Origin of the sequence: Burkholderia anthina, from assembly GCF_001547525.1 — a bacterium.
Classification (GTDB): domain Bacteria; phylum Pseudomonadota; class Gammaproteobacteria; order Burkholderiales; family Burkholderiaceae; genus Burkholderia; species Burkholderia semiarida.
The window spans coordinates 2,662,008-2,677,480 of the sequence record NZ_CM003768.1; the positions used below are offsets into that span (position 1 = coordinate 2,662,008).

Consider the following 15,473-nt stretch of genomic DNA (forward strand, 5'->3'; position numbering starts at 1 on the left):
GATCGGGCGGCGGCGGACGTTTTTTAATCCGGAATATTTTTCCGGTCACCGTCGAAAGACGGTTTCGGGGGGTGAATCGACAGACGGCGAAGCCGCGGCGATTGCACCAACGGAAAAGCGCCGCGAGGGCGCTTTTTTCTTTGCCGCGACGAAAACGTGCGGCCCGCGGCAATGTGCCGAATACGCCGAATACGCGAATGCTTCGTTACGCGCGTTCGTCGGCCTGCAGTGCGCCGGGCGCCACGACGTCGACACCGGCAGCCTCGAGCGCCGCGCGGATCCGCTTCGCGAACGCCAGCGCATGCGGCCCGTCGCCATGCAGGCAGACGGTCTGCGCATTGAGCGGCACCCACTCGCCGCTCAACGCGCGCACCTGCCGGTTGCGCACCATGTCGAGCGTGCGCGCGAGCACCGCGTCTTCGTCGTCGATCAGCGCGCCGGGCTGACTGCGCGGCACCAGCGAGCCGTCCGCGCGGTAGCCGCGATCGGCGAACACCTCTTCCACCGCCGCGAGCCCCGCATGCCGCGCGGCCGCGATGAACACGCTGTTCGCGAGGCCGAACACCGCGAGCGACGGATCGAAATCGTGGATCGCGGACACTACGGCGTCGGCGATCATCGGGTCGCGCGCGGCCTGGTTGTACAGCGCGCCGTGCGGCTTCACGTGCGCGATGCGCCCGCCCTCGGCCTGCGCGATCGCCGACAGCGCGCCGAGCTGGTACAGCACGCCCGCATAGATGTCGCCGGCCGGTAGCTGCATTTCCTTGCGGCCGAAATTCTCCGGATCGTGAAAGCTCGGGTGCGCGCCGATCGACACGCCCTTGCGCACGGCCCAGCGTACGCAGTCGCGCATCGCGTTCGCGCCGCCTGCATGCCAGCCGCATGCGATGTTCGCCGACGTGACGAGGTCGAGCAGCGCCTCGTCCGATCCGCATCCTTCGCCGAGATCGGCATTCAGATCGATTTCCATATGTTCCTCGTCCACTGGTTGCGTGGCGCGTCTTTCGCTGCTGCTTCCGCCATTGTCACGCCGCGCGCGATCCGGCGCGGCGGCGCGCCTCCTCGCGCATCTCGATCGCGACGTCGATCTGCCGCAGGTACGCCCGTTCCGCGACGAGGGCGGCACGCGCGGCATCGGGCGTCGTGCGCACGAAGCGGATCGGCAGGTTGAGCCGCGCCTGCGCGAGCTTCCACAGATCGGCGCGGATCACCGTGCCGATCTTCGGGTAGCCGCCGGTGGTCTGCGCGTCGTGCATCAGCACGATCGGCTGGCCGTTCGGCGGCACCTGGACCGTGCCGGGCAGTACCGCGTGCGACAGCAGCTCGACCGGCCGCTCGCGCGCGAGCTCGGCGCCGGCGAGGCGATAGCCCATCCGGTTGCTGTTCGCGGTGACGAGCCATTCCTCGTCCCAGAACGCCTGCTGCGCATCGGCCGCGAACGACGCGTAGTCGGGGCCCGGCAGCACGCGCACGGGCATCGCCCACGGCGCATGCGCGGGGCGGTGACGGCGCGGCGGCTCGTCGACCCGCACGAACGCGCACCACGCGGGCGCCTTCACGCCGAATTCGGGCGCATCGGGCGCCAGGCAGCCCGCGCCGGCCGGCGGCACGCCGACCGGCAGGCGATCGCCGTCGCGCAGCGCGCGGCCGCCGAGGCCGCCGAAGCGCGACGCGAGATCGGTGCTGCGCGAGCCGAGCATCGGCAGCACGTCGATGCCGCCCGCGATGCACAGGTAGCCGCGCATCCCGCGTTTCGCGGCCGGCAGCACGAGCGTCTGCCCGGCGTCGACCGGCAGGCTCCACCACGCGTACACGGGCTTGCCGTCGAGCGTCGCGCCGAATTCGGTGCCGGTGATCGCGATGCGCGTGGGGCGCGGGAAGCGGAACGCGGCGGGGCCGATCGTGATTTCGACGGCCGCGGCGTCGGGGCGGTTGCCGACGAGCCGGTTGCCGACCTCGAGCGCGAGGCCGTCGAGCGCGCCGCCCTGCGCGACGCCGAGATGGCGCATGCCGCGGCGCCCGAGATCCTGCACGGTCGACAGCGGCCCGGCCCGCACGACTTCGATGGTGCCCGGTGCGTTGCTCTGGGTCATCGTGTGTGGACTCCGGCGATGGTGAAGCGTACGCGGTCGCCGGGCAGCAGCAGCGTCGGCTGCGGCCGCGCCGGATCGAACAGCACCTGCGACGTGCGGCCGATCAACTGCCAGCCGCCGGGCGACGTGGCCGGGTAGATGCCCGTCTGCGCGCCGCCGATGCCGACCGAGCCGGCCGGCACCTCGAGCCGCGGCGCCGCGCGGCGCGGCGTGTGCAGCGACGCGTCGAGGCCGCCCAGATACGCGAAGCCCGGCTGGAAGCCGACGAAGAACACGACGTAGGCGCCGCCCGCGTGGCGCGCGACGACTTCATCGGCCGACAGGCCCGTGTGCGCGGCGACGGCGGCCAGGTCGGGGCCGGCGGCCCCGCCGTATTCGACCGGGATCTCGACCTCGCGGCCGTCCGCGTGCTCGACGTCGGCCGTCTCCCACGCGTCGCGCAACGCGGGCGTGAGCGAGTCGGCCGTCGCGGCGAGCGCGTCGAACACGATGGTCAGGTTGTTCATGCCGGGGACGACGTCGATCACGTCGGGCCATGCGCGCGCAGCCTCGGCCACGGCCCAGACGCGGCGCTGGCAATCGAGCGTGGCGGGCGGCGGCACCTCGCAGACGAGGGCGGCATCGCCGAGCGGATAAATGCGGGGTTGCGTCATCGGACTGGCACGGTTCGGACGGCAATGTTAGCGCACATTGTCAATAAAATATCGACAACTTCTCAATAAGCGTTTTCGCCTAGCTCGTCGGCCGGGGCTTCTGGCGTACACTCGGGCACATCCTGTCATCCGGCTTGCGCCGCCTTTCCATGAAGCGTCCTGCGACCAAGATCGTGTCATCCGAACACCTCGTTTCCGAATCGAGCGCGGAACTGTCGGAGCTCGAATACGGGCTCATCATGGCCGGCAACGCGTTCAACCGCTGGATGGTGCGCTGCATGTCGGCGGCGGGCGCGAAGGACATGACGGCGGTCGAGGTCTCGCTGCTGCATCACGTCAGCCATCGCGAACGCAAGAAGAAGCTCGCCGACATCTGCTTCGTGCTCAATATCGAGGATACGCACGTCGCGACCTATGCGCTGAAAAAACTGATCGCCCGCGGCTATGTGAAGAGCGAGAAGAGCGGCAAGGAAGTGTTCTTCTTCGCGACCGACGCGGGCCGCGAGCTGTGCCTGAAATACCGCGAGGTGCGCGAGCACTGCCTGATCGAGACGCTGAAGGACAGCGGCCTCACCAACGAGCAGATCGGCGACGCGGCGCAGTTGCTGCGCCACGCTTCGGGCCTCTACGACACGGCCGCGCGCGCGGCGGCGTCGCTGTAGGCGCCGGCGCAAAGGGGCGCGCGCGGCGATGCGCTCACGGGCGCATGGCGACGATCGCGGCGCCGCGCGCGGCATTATCCGGCGCCCGGGTAAAGCGCGCCGTCGGTGACGATCCAGCGCAGCGCGAGATCGTGCGCTTCGGCCGGCAGCGCATCGACGCGGCATGCTTCGTACGCGATGCCGACCGTCACGGGCAGCGCGTCGCCCGGCCACGCGGCGAGCGTGCGGTCGTAGTAGCCGCCGCCGTAGCCGAGCCGGTAGCGCTGAAGATCGAATCCCACGCAGGGGATCAGCAAAAGATCGGGCACGACGACGATTCCGGACGCCGGTTCGGGAATCCGGTGATGGCCTTCGCGCATCGGCGTGCGCGCATCCCACGCGTGAAAGGCGAGCGGCGTGTGACGCTCGCCGATCACCGGCAGCGCGGCGCGCCGGCCGGCGCCCGCCGCGCACCATGCGAGCACCGCGTCGCGCGCATCGAATTCGCCCGGCAGCGGCCAGTAGAACCCGACCGTGCGCGGCGCCAGACGGTCGAGCAGCGCGCGCAGCCGCGCGTCGAGCGCGGCGTTCGCGGCGGGTTGCGACGCGGCGTCGCGACGGGCGCCGGACAGCGTTTTGCGCAGCGCAACCTTCGGGTTCGGCACAGGGTTGCGTGCTATGCTTTCGCTCACTTCGTGCTCCATTCAAAACGATGTCGAACAGCCTTTTCCGAGTATATCGCGCGCTCGCGCTGACGCTTTCGGCCGCCGCGCTCGTCGCGGGCACGGCCGCATGCGCCGCACCGAACGACGACACGCTCCCCGGGGATGACCAGATCTTCGTGCAGCTTCGCGAAGCCGCACGCCGCAACGACGCCGCGAAGGCCGCGCAGCTTGCGTCGATGATCCCGAACTATCCGGTTCCGTCCTACGTCGAGTATTTCCAGATCAAGCCGCAGTTGTTCGATTCGACGGGCCGCGCGCGCGTCGATGCGCCGGACGCGCCCGTGCAGTCGTTCCTGCAGCGCTACGACGGGCAGGCGATCGCCGATCGCCTGCGCAACGACTACCTGCTCGTGCTCGGCGCGCGTCACGACTGGCGCAATTTCGACGACCAGTACAAGCGCTTCGTGCTCGACGACGACACGCAGGTCAAGTGCTATGCGCTCGAATCGCGCGCGGCGCGCAACGAGAACGTCGCCGACGCGGCGCGCGCGCTGCTCGTCGAGCCGAAGAACTACGGCGACGCGTGCGTCGACCTGATCACCGCGCTCGCCGTCAACCAGCAGTTCACGAGCGACGACGTGTGGCAGCAGGCGCGCCTCGCGTACGAGCAGAACTACACGACGCTCGGCGGCAAGATCGTCGACGCGCTCGGCCCGCGCCCGGCCGGCTTCGACCAGGCGACGAGCGCGCCGCCGCTGTATCTCGCGCGCGGCGTCGGCCCCGACGCCGCGTCGCATCAGCTCGCGCTGATCGCGCTCGGCCGCATGGCGCGCAACGATCCGGACGCGGCCGCCGGGATGCTGACGACGGTCGCGCCGTCGCTGACCAAGCAGGAACAGGCGATCGCGTGGGGCGCGATCGGCTACCAGGGCGCGATCAAGCGCTCGCCGATGGCCTCGGTCTGGTACGCGAAATCGGCGAACGCGCCGCTGTCGAACCCGGGCTACGAATGGCGCACGCGCGCCGCGCTGCTCGCCGGCAACTGGCCGATGGTGCGCTGGTCGATCGAGCAGATGCCGCCGTCGCTGCGCAACGATCCGGCGTGGATCTACTGGCATGCGCGCGCGCTCAAGCAGAGCGGCGACACGCTGCAGGCGAACCAGGAATTCGAGCAGGTGGCCGGCCAGTTCAACTTCTACGGGCAGTTGGCCGGCGAGGAGCTCGGCCAGCGCACGACGATTCCGCCGCGCACGAAGGTGAGCGACGCCGAGATCGATGCGATGAGCAAGATCCCGGGCTTCGCGCTCGCGCAGCGCTTCTATGCGCTGAACCTGCGCCTCGAAGGCAATCGCGAATGGAACTGGCCGCTGCGCGGGATGACCGATCGCCAGCTGCTCGCGGCCGCCGAATACGGCAAGCGCGTCGAGCTGCTCGACCGCACGGTCAACACGGCCGACCGCACGAAGGCCGAGCACGACTTCACGCTGCGCTATCCGTCGCCGTACCGCACGACCGTCGAGCGCTACGCGCAGTCGACGGGCCTCGACGTCGAGTGGGCGTACGGGCTGATCCGCCAGGAATCGCGCTTCATCATCAGCGCGCGTTCGTCGGTGGGGGCGGGCGGCCTGATGCAGCTGATGCCGGCGACGGCCCAGATGGTCGCGAAGAAGCTCGGCATGGGCACGATCTCGCGTGCGCAGATGCACGACATCGACACCAACATCCAGCTCGGCACCTGGTATCTCGCGGACATCTACAACAACTTCGACAGCTCGCCGGTGCTCGCCACCGCCGGCTACAACGCGGGCCCGGGCCGGCCGCGCCAGTGGCGCCAGGTGTTGACGCAGCCGGTCGAAGGCGCGATCTTCGCGGAGACGATTCCGTTCAACGAGACGCGCGACTACGTGAAGAACGTGCTGTCGAACACCGTCTACTACGCGGCGCTCTTCGAGGGCAAACCGCAGTCGTTGAAGAAGCGTCTAGGCATGATCTCGCCCTGATACATGAACTGCCGCGCGAGACGCGGCAGTGTTCTTTCGAGGCCCACATCATGGATCGCCAGACCGTCGCGCTGCTGGGCGGCACCGGCTTCATCGGCAGCCGGCTCGTCAATGCGCTGATCGACGCCGGCAAGCACGTGCGGATCGGCACGCGGCGGCGCGACCACGCGCGCCACCTGCAGATGCTGCCGGTCGACATCGTCGAGCTCGACGCGCTCGACACGCGCACGCTCGCGCGCTTCGTCGCCGGCGCGCACGCGGCGATCAACCTGGTCGGCGTGCTGCACGGCGGGCGCGGCACGCCGTACGGGCCGGGCTTCGAGCGCGCGCACGTCGCGCTGCCGGCCGCGCTCGCGACGGCCTGCACCGAGGCCGGCGTGCGGCGTCTGCTGCACATGAGCGCGCTCGGCGCCGATTCGCACGGCGCGAGCATGTACCAGCGCTCGAAGGGCGACGGCGAAGCCGCGCTGCATGCGATCGCGGCCACCGATTCGCTCGCGCTGACGATCTTCCGTCCGTCGGTCGTGTTCGGCCCGGGCGACGCCTTCCTCAATACGTTCGCGACCCTGCAGCGCACGGTGCCCGTGCTGCCGCTCGCGATGCCCGACGCGCGCTTCCAGCCGGTGTTCGTCGGCGACGTCGTGCGCGCGTTCGTCAACACGCTCGATCTCGCGGGCGCGCACGGCAAGACCTACGAGCTCGGCGGCCCGACCGTCTACACGCTCGAGCAACTGGTGCGCTACTGCGGCACGCTGGTCGGCCGGCAGGCACGCATCGTGCGGCTGCCCGACGCGCTTGCGCGGCTGCAGGCAAGCGTGTTCGAATGCCTGCCTGGCGAGCCGGTGCTCACGCGCGACAATCTCGCGACGATGTCGGTGCCGAACGTGCTGTCGGGGCCGCTCGCGCCGGAACTCGGGCTCTCGCCCGCGAGTCTCGAAAGCATCGCGCCCGCGTATCTCGGCGAAGCGACGAAACGCTCGCGGTTCGACTGGTTCCGCTCGCGTCGTTAGCCCGCGCGCCGGGCGACGTCGGCCAGCCCCTTTCTTTTCCTTTTTCGCGTTTTCGGGAACCCCGTCATGAAGCTCGTCATTGGAGACAAGAACTACTCGTCGTGGTCGATGCGGCCGTGGCTGCTGCTCGTGCATTTCGGCATCCCGTTCGACGAGATCGTGGTCGAGCTGCGTCGCGACGACACGGCCGCGCGCATCCGCGAATACTCGCCGACCGGCAAGGTGCCGTGCCTCGTCGACGATCACGGCTCGGCGATCTGGGATTCGCTCGCGATCGCCGAGACGCTCGCCGAGCGCTATCCGCAATTCCCGATGTGGCCGGCCGACCCGCTCGCGCGCGCGCATGCGCGCTGCATATCCGCCGAGATGCATTCGGGCTTCGCGGCGCTGCGCACGCAGATGGGCATGAGCATCCGCGCGTCGATGCCGGGGCGCGGCGCGACACCGGAAGCGCTCGCCGACGTCGCGCGCATCGACGCGCTGTGGAGCGAATGCATCGAGGCGTCGGGCGGGCCGTTCCTGTTCGGCGAATTCGGCATTGCCGACGCGATGTACGCGCCCGTCGTGATGCGCTTCAACACGTACGCGCCGGCGCTGTCGCCGGAAGCCGCCGGCTATGCGGCGCGCGTGACGGCGCTGCCGGCGGTGCGGCAGTGGATCGACGGTGCGCGCCGCGAAACCAACGTGATCGCCGAATACGAGCCCCAGTGATGAACATCTACGCAGTAGGCGGAGCGATCCGCGACGAATTGCTCGGCGTGCCGGTGCAGGACCGCGACTACGTGGTGGTCGGTGCGACGCCCGAGCAGATGACCGCGCAGGGCTTCCGGCCGGTCGGCAAGGATTTCCCGGTGTTCCTGCATCCGCAGACGCAGGAGGAATACGCGCTGGCGCGCACCGAGCGCAAGACGGCGGCCGGCTATCACGGCTTCCAGTTCCATTACGCGCCGGACGTGACGCTCGACGAGGATCTCGCACGGCGCGACCTGACGATCAACGCGATGGCGCGCGAGGTGAGCCCGGATGGCGCGCTGGTGGGCCCGGTGATCGACCCGTTCGACGGGCAGGCCGACCTGCGCGCGCGCGTGTTCCGGCACGTGAGCGACGCGTTCGTCGAGGATCCGGTGCGGATCCTGCGCATCGCGCGCTTTGCCGCGCGGTTCGCGGATTTCACGGTCGCGGACGAAACGCTCGCGCTGATGCGGCGCATGGTCGACGCGGGCGAGGTCGATGCGCTCGTGCCCGAGCGCGTTTGGCAGGAAATCGCGCGCGGGCTGATGGAGGCGAAGCCGTCGCGGATGTTCGCGGTGCTGCGCGACTGCGGCGCGCTCGCGCGCATCCTGCCCGAGGTCGACGCGCTGTGGGGCGTGCCGCAGCGCGCCGATTACCACCCGGAAGTCGACACCGGCGTGCACGTGATGATGGTGGTCGACTACGCGGCGAAGCAGGGCTATTCGCTGGCGGTGCGCTTCGCGGCGCTCACGCACGATCTCGGCAAGGGAACGACGCCCGCGGACGTGCTGCCGCGCCACGTCGGCCACGAAGGCCGCAGCGTCGAACTGCTCAAGCCGTTGTGCGAGCGGCTGCGCGTGCCGAACGAATGCCGCGATCTCGCGCTGGTGGTCGCGCGCGAGCACGGCAACCTGCATCGCGTGATGGAAATGGGCGCGGCCGCGCTGGTGCGGCTCTTCGAGCGCAGCGACGCGCTGCGCAAGCCGGCGCGCTTCGCCGAGCTGCTGCAGGCTTGCGAATCGGATGCGCGCGGCCGGCTCGGGCTCGAGGCGCAGCCGTACCCGCAGGCCGAGCGGCTGCGCGTCGCGCTCGCGGCGGCGCGCAGCGTCGACGCCGGCGCGATCGCGCGCGGCATCGGCAGCGACACGGAGAAGATCAAGGATGCCGTGCACCGCGCGCGGATCCAGGCTGTCGCGCAGGCACTCGCGATCGGCGAGTAGGCGGCGCGGAACAGCGCGCAGGGCGTGCGCGCCCGTCGGCCGTTACGGTTTCTTCCTGCGTGCCGGGGTCGCGGCCGCCGGGCGTTTGCCGGCGGCGGCGGCGCGCGCCTTCGCCGTCCCCTTCCTTTCGGCTGCGCCGGCCCTCGACGGCCGTGCCGCGGCGGCGTCGCGGCCATTCCGTTCGGGCGCCGGCGCGCGGCCGCGCACGCGCGGCGCGCCGGCGGCCGGCTGCCCGATATCCGTCGTCGCAGGCACGCATTCCGCACCGCTGTCGTCGAACAGCGGCAGCGTGCTGACGGTGATCAGCTCGGCCGGCCCGTCGCCGACGTTGGCCACGCGATGGCGCTTGCGCGCGTCGAAGTGCAGCGAGTCGCCGGCCGTCAGCGGGTAATGCTTCTTGCCGACCGTGTAGCGGACGCGGCCGGCCAGCACGTACACGAATTCGTCGCCGGCGTGCGCGACCCATTCGGACCGGTAGCCTTCCATCATCTGCACCTTGAGCGCGTTGATCTGGCTGCCGTCGAACGTGGTGGACAGCCGCTCGTACCACTGCGACGCGGCGTCGAGCGCATACGGCCTGCGGCTGCCCTCGTGCGAATCGGGCTGCGCCTGGCGCGGCTGGTCGATCAGCGCGCCGAGCGGCACGCCCAGCGCCTTCGCGACGTTGACGAGCGACGACAGCGAGATGCCCGTCAGATGACGCTCGACCTGCGACAGGAACCCCACCGACAGTTTCGCTTCGGACGCGACTTCCAGCAGCGTCTTCTTCGCTTCCCGGCGCAGGCGGCGAATGCGCTGGCCGATACGCATGAGGTCTGAATCCATGAATCTCTTTCGTGTGGCAACGAGTCGGGACGCGGGCGAAGGGGCCAAGCGGCCGCCGGGGCGGGGCGGCGGCTGGGCCGGCGCATTGTACCGCGCGGCGTCGCCGGCCGAATTGGCGTTGTGCCGGAATCCGCGGGCGGGGCGCCGATTTTAGTCCTACGAAAATTTTGGCTTGACCTCGATTTCAGCGTGCTCTAGATTCTGTCGCGCATCAAACAAAGTTAAGTGAGACAAAAATTTTACCGAGGGCCCGCCGCCTGAACGGCGGCGCGGCCGCGGCCGCGCGTCGTGCCGTGCGTGACCTGAACCGCGGCGACGTGTCGTGTCAGGCAGGCGCGACGCCGCGACATGCTTCCGGCCGCCGACAGCAACGAATAACGGGCATCCGATGATCGATCGACTGAAATACAGCTTCTCCGGCCTTCCCGCGTACGACGCGTCCGTCGCCGACACGCAGGCCGGCCTGTCGCGCCTGCTCGATGCCGCGCGGCTCGACGCGGTGGTGATCACGTCGCAGGACGAATACGTGACCGAATACCTGCCGCGCGGCAACAACCCGCGCTATGCGGTGTCCGGTTTCGACGGATCGGCCGGCTGCGGAATCTTTCTGAGCGCGGCGACCGCGCAGGCGCTCGATCTGCCGCCGTTCGTGCTGTTCGTCGACGGCCGCTATCACTTCCAGGCCGACGAGCAGTGCGATCCGGCGCGCGTGCGCGTCGAGAAGCTCGGCATCGACGTGACGATCTGGCAGGCGATGGCCGACTGGCTGCTCGCGCACGCGAGCCGGCTCGCGCGGGTCGGCTACGACGCGCGGCGGATCAGCGTCGCGCAGCGCGACCGGCTGTTCGAGCAGACGCAGGCTGCGTCGCTCGACTGGGCGAGCCTCGCCGATCGCGAGATCGATCGCGCGATCGCGCTGCCGGGCTGGAACGTCGAGCGGCCGATCTTCGAGATTCCGGCCGCGATGACCGGCGCGAGCGTCGCGCAGAACCTCGACGCGCTGAACCGCCGGCTCGCCGCACATACCGGCGCGGCCGACGGCAGGACGGCGTTCTTCACCTGCGCGTCGGACGATCTCGCGTATCTGCTGAACAGCCGCGGCTATCACATCCCGAATGCGTCGTCGCACCTCGGCTTCCTGTTCGCGATCGGCGGCCAGGTGGCGCTGTTCTTGCCGGAAGGCTGCGACCGCTGCGAGGTCGCGCTCGATTCGTATCCGGCGCTGCACGTGATCCGGCGCGACGTCGCGGCGCTCGAACGGTTTCTGGCCCGGTTCGCGGTCGAGCACGTGTGCTACGGCTTCGAATCGGTGAACTGCGCGCTCGTCGACGCGGTGAGGCGCGTGTGGCCGCACGCGCGGCATGCCGATTTCAACCCGGTCGAGGCGATGCGGGCAAGCAAGACGCCGGCGGTGCTCGAGCGCTTCCGCGACGCGTTCGCGCGCAGCTCCGCGGCGATCGCCGAGACGATGCGCTGGGCGAAGACCGGCGAGCCGGGCGTGCGCCACACCGAGTACGACCTCGCGCGCAGGATCAACGACGCGTACGGCGCCCGTTCGGCGGTCGCGCTGTCGTTCCCGTCGATCGCGGCGAACGGCGCGAACAGCGCGTTCGCGCATTACACGGCAGCGAGCGCCGACGTCGAGCTGACCGAGGGCGAGCTCGTGCTGCTCGACAGCGGCGCGTACTACGAAGCCGGCTTCGCGACGGACTGCACGCGCGTCGTGCTGCGCCGCACGCGGCCGGAGACGGTCGCGCAGCCGTGGCAGCGCGAGATCTACACGGTCGCGCTGAAGGCCTGCATCAAGGGGCTCGTCGCGCGCTTTCCGGCCACGGCGACGGGCGGCGACGTCGATGCGCTGGTGCGCCAGGTGTGCCGCGATCATGGCCACGATTTCGGCCACGGCACCGGGCACGGCGTCGGGATCCACGTGCACGAGGGCGGCGTGCGGTTCGCGCCGGGCGCGACGTACGGGCTGGTGCCGAATGCGGTGATTTCGGTCGAGCCGGGCATCTACCTGCCGGGCAAGGGCGGCGTGCGGATCGAGAACATCGTGATCGTGCGGCCGGACGACGCGCAGCCGGGCACGGTGACGTTCGAGAACATCGTGACGGTCGGCTACGACTGGGACCTGATCGATCTCGATCTGCTGGACGACGCCGAGCGCGCGTACCTGCGCGACTACGAGCGGCTGTGCGTGGAACGCGGCACGCAGGTCACCGCGTGTCCGCTGTTGTAACGAAGGGGAAAGCAGGGGGCGCGGCCGCCGGACGGCCGCGCGGCGCGACGTCGGCCTGTCAGCGCGTGAGCGCCGACACGCGCCCGTCGGGGCCGTACACGCCGGCTGGCGCGGGCGCCGAGCGCAGCACCGCGAGCGCGCGCTCGTTGTAGTCCATCCGGATCCGGATCAGCATCCCGTTGTTCGCATTGGCCTGGCGCGCGCGTTCGGCGGCCTGCTGCAGCAGTTGCCAGCGGCTCGCGAGGCGCGCATCGCGCTCGGCCGCCTGGTCCATGCCTTTCTTGCCGGCCGGAAAGCCGAGCGCGGAAAGCTGCGTGTCGCGCGTGCGTTCGAGCTGCGCGAGCCGGTCGATCAGCGCGCTTTTCTTCTCGACGATCCCGGGCAGCATCTCGAGCGGCTCGGCCGTCGTCAGCGCCTTTTCCTCGTAGACGAGCAGGGACGCGAACGCCTCGACCGTCGCGTGTTCGTCGTTGACCGTGGCCAGCAGCTCTTCTCTCATCGCGTCATGCTCGTCACGCCGGTGCGCGCAGTGCTGCGCGCGCCGGCAAACCGGGGTGACCCGGCCACGAGGCCGGGGATTAGCTGCCCGGACGCTGCTGCTGCAGCAGCTCGCGGGCGGTGTTCAATACGCCGTCGGCAATCTTGTTCGCGTCGATCGTCAGCGTGCCGTCGTTCAGCGCGTCCTTGATCGACTGGACCAGGCCTGCGTCGATATCGGCGTCGCCCGATGCGGACACCGAACGCAACTGGCCGGACAGACCCGACAGGTTCACGGTCGCGTCGCCGCCGGTCGATCCTGCGTCGGCTGCCGGTGCGGACGGCTGGTCCGTGCCGGACGGCGCACGGGCCGCGCCGTTGCCGGTCGGCGCGAGGGGGCTCGGTTTCGGAGTGGAATCGATCTTCACGATGGGTTTCCTGTACGGTTTGACCCAGATAACGGCCGGGTCGGCCCGAACTTTAGCATCGCGAGCCCGACAGGCTCCGAATAAACAATTCTTTACATTTTTGCGGCCGATCCGTCCCTACAGCGGAATTTCCACGGTGCCGGCGTCCTTGACGATCGCCGTGACGATCTGGCCCGCCGCCATCCGCACCCGCACCGACTGGCCGGGCGCCGCATTCGCGAGCGCGCTGCCCTCGGCCGAAATCGTGAAGCCGGGGCCGGTCGCGACGACCCGCACCGTCTGGCCGGCCGACACCGACGCCGCGCTCTTCAGCATGTCCTGCCGCAGCGGCAGCCCGGCCGAGATGCGCGCGAGCGCGGTCGCGCCGATCGCCTGCGCCGGATCGGTGATCACCGCGAGCGGCAGCACCGTCAGGTCGCCGTCGCGCGCGACGAGATCGGCCGCGGAGAGCGGCTCGCCGGGCGCGATCTGGCGCGCGGCGACGTAATAGGTAGCCTGCACGGCGACCTTCGCCTGCAGGTAGACGGTCCACGGCCGTTCGCCCGCGCAGCGCACGCCGACCGTCGTGCGGCCCCACAGGCGCGCGCCGGTCGGCAGGAACGGTTCGAGCGTCGTGCACGCGGCGAGCCCGCGCGGAAAGGCGGTCGTGACCGTCGCGGTGGTCTTGCCGGGCAGGCCGGCGATCTGCTGCTGCAGGAACGCGAGGGCCGCGCGCCGGATCGTTTCGGGATCTTGCTGGCCGGGCGGCGTCGCGGGCGGGGACGTGGCGGCAGCCGGGGCCGGGTTGGCGGAGGCGGCCGCCGTGCGCGGCGCCGCCGCGAGGCGGGCCGATGCTGCCGGTGGCGGCGCCGGCCGCGCGGCATTCGATGCCGGCTCGGCCGTGCCGGCGACGACCGTCGCGATGGCGGCCGGGTCCGCTGCACGCGGCGACGCGCCGTACCCGGCGTTCGCGCGGGCTGCGTAGACGGGGACCGGCGCGGGAGCCGGCGCGGCGGCCGGCGGCGGCACGCTCGTCACGACCATCTGGCCGGCCGGTTGCGCCGCGTAGCCGGCGCCGGTCGCGGCGCTCGCTCCGCCGGCCGCGCGCTGCGCGCCCGAAGCGGAAGCGGCGCCCGCATTCGCGCCGAACTGCCCGCCGCTCGCCGCGTTGGCGTGCGCGAGCGCGGTTTCGGCCGTCTCGCCGCGTCCGGGAATCACGATCATCCCGTCGTCCGCGTGCACGGCGGGCGCGGCGATCCACAGCGCCGCGGCGAGCGCGAACGCACGCCGGACGTGCGTGAGCCGCCCGTTCCTGTCGCGAAGTGCGCCGCCCGTCATCGCCGTGTCCTCGATCCGTTGATCCGCTTCGCATTCTAGGGAGCGCGGGCGTCGCGCAAACGATGAATAGAGGGGGCCTTTGCCGCGTTATTCGCCCGATTGCCGGTTGCGTGCCGCGCCTACCATCGCTGTCATGGAAAAAAGCCGCTCGGGCCGCCATCCGGCGCGAGGGGCGTGCAGCGCTTCATACGGAGAGACGCACACATGCTGGACAAACTCGATGCGGAATTCGCGTTCGGCCGACAGGCGCTCGACGTGCGCGCCTACCGGCAGGAACTGCTGTCGTCGAACATCGCGAACGCCGACACGCCCGGCTACCAGGCCCGCGACGTCGATTTCGCGTCGACGCTCGCGCGCTCGCTCAAGCAGACGGGCGGCGGCCTCGCGCCGAGCAACGCCGCGCCACTGCCGATGGCGCAGCCGGCCGGCGTGACGAGCGGCATGTCGATGGTGTCGACGGCGCCGGGCCACATGGCCGGCACCGCGAAGCTGATTCCGACCGGCGGCCCGTCGGACGACTACGGCCGCGCGCAATACCGGATGCCGCTGCAGCCGTCGCTCGACGGCAACACGGTCGATCTCGACGTCGAGCGCGTGCAGTTCGCGAACAACGCGCTGCACTACGAAACCGGGATGACCGTGATGACCCAGCAGATCAAGGCGATGATCGCCGCGATCTCGACGAACTCGTAAGCGCCGCTTCCGAATCCGGACCCGGACCCAAGCACAAGGAGCCTCCATGCCTTCGTTGATGAACATCTTCGGCGTCGCCGGTTCGGCGCTGTCCGCGCAATCGCAGCGCCTGAACGTGACCGCGTCGAACCTCGCGAACGCCGACAGCGCGACCGGCCCCGACGGCAAGCCGTACAAGGCCAAGCAGGTCGTGTTCGCGACCGACCCGATGGGCGGCGCGCGCACCGCGTCCGGCCAGGGCGTGGGCGGCGTGCGCGTGACGAAGGTGATGGACGACCCGTCGCCGATGAAATCGACCTACGACCCGGCGAACCCGGCCGCCGATGCGAACGGCTACGTGCAGATGCCGAACGTCGATCCGGTGCAGGAGATGGTGAACATGATCTCGGCGTCGCGCTCGTACCAGGCCAACGTCGAGACGCTGAACACCGCGAAGACGCTGATGCTCAAGACGCTGACGATCGGCTCGTAAGCCGCGCG

General features: G+C 70.3%; 16 protein-coding genes. 8 read left to right on the top strand and 8 right to left on the bottom strand.

The annotated features are described in order from the left end of the window. Positions 1-205: 205 nt before the first annotated feature. The 3 genes from pxpA to pxpB are packed head-to-tail and all read right to left on the bottom strand — an operon-like array spanning position 206 to position 2,746. Complete coding sequence (pxpA, locus tag WS64_RS12145) at positions 206-970, bottom strand: 5-oxoprolinase subunit PxpA (RefSeq protein ID WP_059642477.1); 765 nt, start codon at positions 968-970, stop codon at positions 206-208. 55 nt (positions 971-1,025) lie between these two features. Beyond that, positions 1,026-2,093: a 5-oxoprolinase subunit C family protein gene (locus tag WS64_RS12150; RefSeq protein ID WP_060966542.1), complete on the bottom strand. Its 1,068-nt coding sequence runs from the start codon at positions 2,091-2,093 to the stop codon at positions 1,026-1,028. Then, positions 2,090-2,746 carry a 5-oxoprolinase subunit PxpB gene (gene pxpB, locus WS64_RS12155; RefSeq protein ID WP_059642472.1) on the bottom strand — a complete coding sequence of 219 codons (657 nt, stop codon included), beginning with the start codon at positions 2,744-2,746 and terminating at the stop codon, positions 2,090-2,092. The genes WS64_RS12150 and pxpB overlap by 4 nt, the downstream gene beginning before the upstream one ends. A 149-nt stretch (positions 2,747-2,895) precedes the next feature. Here pxpB and WS64_RS12160 point away from each other — a divergent pair, with 149 nt between their 5' ends. Next, on the top strand, positions 2,896-3,408 hold the full coding sequence (locus WS64_RS12160; RefSeq protein WP_059583924.1) for a winged helix DNA-binding protein: 513 nt from the start codon (positions 2,896-2,898) through the stop codon (positions 3,406-3,408). A 74-nt stretch (positions 3,409-3,482) separates the two neighbouring features. On the opposite strand, the gene WS64_RS12165 is transcribed toward WS64_RS12160, so the two are convergent. Then, positions 3,483-4,091 carry a 5-formyltetrahydrofolate cyclo-ligase gene (locus WS64_RS12165; RefSeq protein ID WP_059642468.1) on the bottom strand — a complete coding sequence of 203 codons (609 nt, stop codon included), beginning with the start codon at positions 4,089-4,091 and terminating at the stop codon, positions 3,483-3,485. Positions 4,092-4,099: 8 nt separating this feature from the next. On the opposite strand from WS64_RS12165, the gene WS64_RS12170 reads away from it, so the two are divergent. The 4 genes from WS64_RS12170 to WS64_RS12185 all read left to right on the top strand — a co-directional run bounded on the left by WS64_RS12170 (position 4,100) and on the right by WS64_RS12185 (position 9,014). Further along, positions 4,100-6,052: a lytic transglycosylase domain-containing protein gene (locus WS64_RS12170; protein ID WP_060966543.1), complete on the top strand. Its 1,953-nt coding sequence runs from the start codon at positions 4,100-4,102 to the stop codon at positions 6,050-6,052. Positions 6,053-6,102: 50 nt separating this feature from the next. Beyond that, positions 6,103-7,062, top strand: a complete 960-nt coding sequence (locus WS64_RS12175; RefSeq protein WP_059583919.1) for a complex I NDUFA9 subunit family protein — start codon at positions 6,103-6,105, stop codon at positions 7,060-7,062. 66 nt (positions 7,063-7,128) lie between these two features. Further along, positions 7,129-7,773 carry a glutathione S-transferase family protein gene (locus tag WS64_RS12180; RefSeq protein ID WP_059583917.1) on the top strand — a complete coding sequence of 215 codons (645 nt, stop codon included), beginning with the start codon at positions 7,129-7,131 and terminating at the stop codon, positions 7,771-7,773. Next, positions 7,773-9,014 carry a multifunctional CCA addition/repair protein gene (locus WS64_RS12185; protein WP_060312193.1) on the top strand — a complete coding sequence of 414 codons (1,242 nt, stop codon included), beginning with the start codon at positions 7,773-7,775 and terminating at the stop codon, positions 9,012-9,014. The genes WS64_RS12180 and WS64_RS12185 overlap by 1 nt, the downstream gene beginning before the upstream one ends. 42 nt (positions 9,015-9,056) lie before the next feature. On the opposite strand, the gene WS64_RS12190 is transcribed toward WS64_RS12185, so the two are convergent. Beyond that, a complete protein-coding gene (locus WS64_RS12190; RefSeq protein WP_060966544.1) occupies positions 9,057-9,839 on the bottom strand; it encodes a helix-turn-helix domain-containing protein in 783 nt (260 codons plus the stop codon). Between the two features lie 388 nt (positions 9,840-10,227). On the opposite strand from WS64_RS12190, the gene WS64_RS12195 reads away from it, so the two are divergent. Further along, complete coding sequence (locus tag WS64_RS12195; RefSeq protein ID WP_060966545.1) at positions 10,228-12,078, top strand: M24 family metallopeptidase; 1,851 nt, start codon at positions 10,228-10,230, stop codon at positions 12,076-12,078. 58 nt (positions 12,079-12,136) lie between these two features. On the opposite strand, the gene WS64_RS12200 is transcribed toward WS64_RS12195, so the two are convergent. The 3 genes from WS64_RS12200 to flgA all read right to left on the bottom strand — a co-directional run bounded on the left by WS64_RS12200 (position 12,137) and on the right by flgA (position 14,300). Beyond that, entirely contained in the window at positions 12,137-12,577 is a 441-nt protein-coding gene (locus tag WS64_RS12200) for a flagella synthesis protein FlgN (RefSeq protein WP_006477557.1), read from the bottom strand. A gap of 79 nt (positions 12,578-12,656) precedes the next feature. After that, complete coding sequence (gene flgM / locus WS64_RS12205; protein WP_059642451.1) at positions 12,657-12,983, bottom strand: flagellar biosynthesis anti-sigma factor FlgM; 327 nt, start codon at positions 12,981-12,983, stop codon at positions 12,657-12,659. Between the two features lie 117 nt (positions 12,984-13,100). Next, the gene (flgA, locus tag WS64_RS12210) at positions 13,101-14,300 is read right to left on the bottom strand and encodes a flagellar basal body P-ring formation chaperone FlgA (protein WP_060966546.1); all 1,200 of its coding nucleotides are present in this window, start codon (positions 14,298-14,300) and stop codon (positions 13,101-13,103) included. A gap of 204 nt (positions 14,301-14,504) precedes the next feature. On the opposite strand from flgA, the gene flgB reads away from it, so the two are divergent. Beyond that, positions 14,505-14,993: a flagellar basal body rod protein FlgB gene (gene flgB / locus WS64_RS12215; protein ID WP_059583906.1), complete on the top strand. Its 489-nt coding sequence runs from the start codon at positions 14,505-14,507 to the stop codon at positions 14,991-14,993. Positions 14,994-15,039: 46 nt separating this feature from the next. Then, on the top strand, positions 15,040-15,465 hold the full coding sequence (flgC, locus tag WS64_RS12220; protein ID WP_006485701.1) for a flagellar basal body rod protein FlgC: 426 nt from the start codon (positions 15,040-15,042) through the stop codon (positions 15,463-15,465). Positions 15,466-15,473: the final 8 nt, after the last annotated feature.

What these genes read in the sequence shown, in the direction of transcription:
- WS64_RS12180 (WP_059583917.1), top strand. Translation starts at nt 7,129, where the DNA reads ATGAAGCTCGTCATTGGAGACAAGAACTACTCGTCGTGGTCGATGCGG.
- WS64_RS12165 (WP_059642468.1), bottom strand. Translation starts at nt 4,091, where the DNA reads ATGGAGCACGAAGTGAGCGAAAGCATAGCACGCAACCCTGTGCCGAAC.
- pxpA (WP_059642477.1), bottom strand. Translation starts at nt 970, where the DNA reads ATGGAAATCGATCTGAATGCCGATCTCGGCGAAGGATGCGGATCGGAC.
- flgB (WP_059583906.1), top strand. Translation starts at nt 14,505, where the DNA reads ATGCTGGACAAACTCGATGCGGAATTCGCGTTCGGCCGACAGGCGCTC.
- flgA (WP_060966546.1), bottom strand. Translation starts at nt 14,300, where the DNA reads ATGACGGGCGGCGCACTTCGCGACAGGAACGGGCGGCTCACGCACGTC.
- WS64_RS12175 (WP_059583919.1), top strand. Translation starts at nt 6,103, where the DNA reads ATGGATCGCCAGACCGTCGCGCTGCTGGGCGGCACCGGCTTCATCGGC.
- WS64_RS12170 (WP_060966543.1), top strand. Translation starts at nt 4,100, where the DNA reads ATGTCGAACAGCCTTTTCCGAGTATATCGCGCGCTCGCGCTGACGCTT.
- WS64_RS12190 (WP_060966544.1), bottom strand. Translation starts at nt 9,839, where the DNA reads ATGGATTCAGACCTCATGCGTATCGGCCAGCGCATTCGCCGCCTGCGC.
- flgC (WP_006485701.1), top strand. Translation starts at nt 15,040, where the DNA reads ATGCCTTCGTTGATGAACATCTTCGGCGTCGCCGGTTCGGCGCTGTCC.
- WS64_RS12195 (WP_060966545.1), top strand. Translation starts at nt 10,228, where the DNA reads ATGATCGATCGACTGAAATACAGCTTCTCCGGCCTTCCCGCGTACGAC.
- WS64_RS12185 (WP_060312193.1), top strand. Translation starts at nt 7,773, where the DNA reads ATGAACATCTACGCAGTAGGCGGAGCGATCCGCGACGAATTGCTCGGC.
- WS64_RS12160 (WP_059583924.1), top strand. Translation starts at nt 2,896, where the DNA reads ATGAAGCGTCCTGCGACCAAGATCGTGTCATCCGAACACCTCGTTTCC.
- pxpB (WP_059642472.1), bottom strand. Translation starts at nt 2,746, where the DNA reads ATGACGCAACCCCGCATTTATCCGCTCGGCGATGCCGCCCTCGTCTGC.
- WS64_RS12150 (WP_060966542.1), bottom strand. Translation starts at nt 2,093, where the DNA reads ATGACCCAGAGCAACGCACCGGGCACCATCGAAGTCGTGCGGGCCGGG.
- WS64_RS12200 (WP_006477557.1), bottom strand. Translation starts at nt 12,577, where the DNA reads ATGAGAGAAGAGCTGCTGGCCACGGTCAACGACGAACACGCGACGGTC.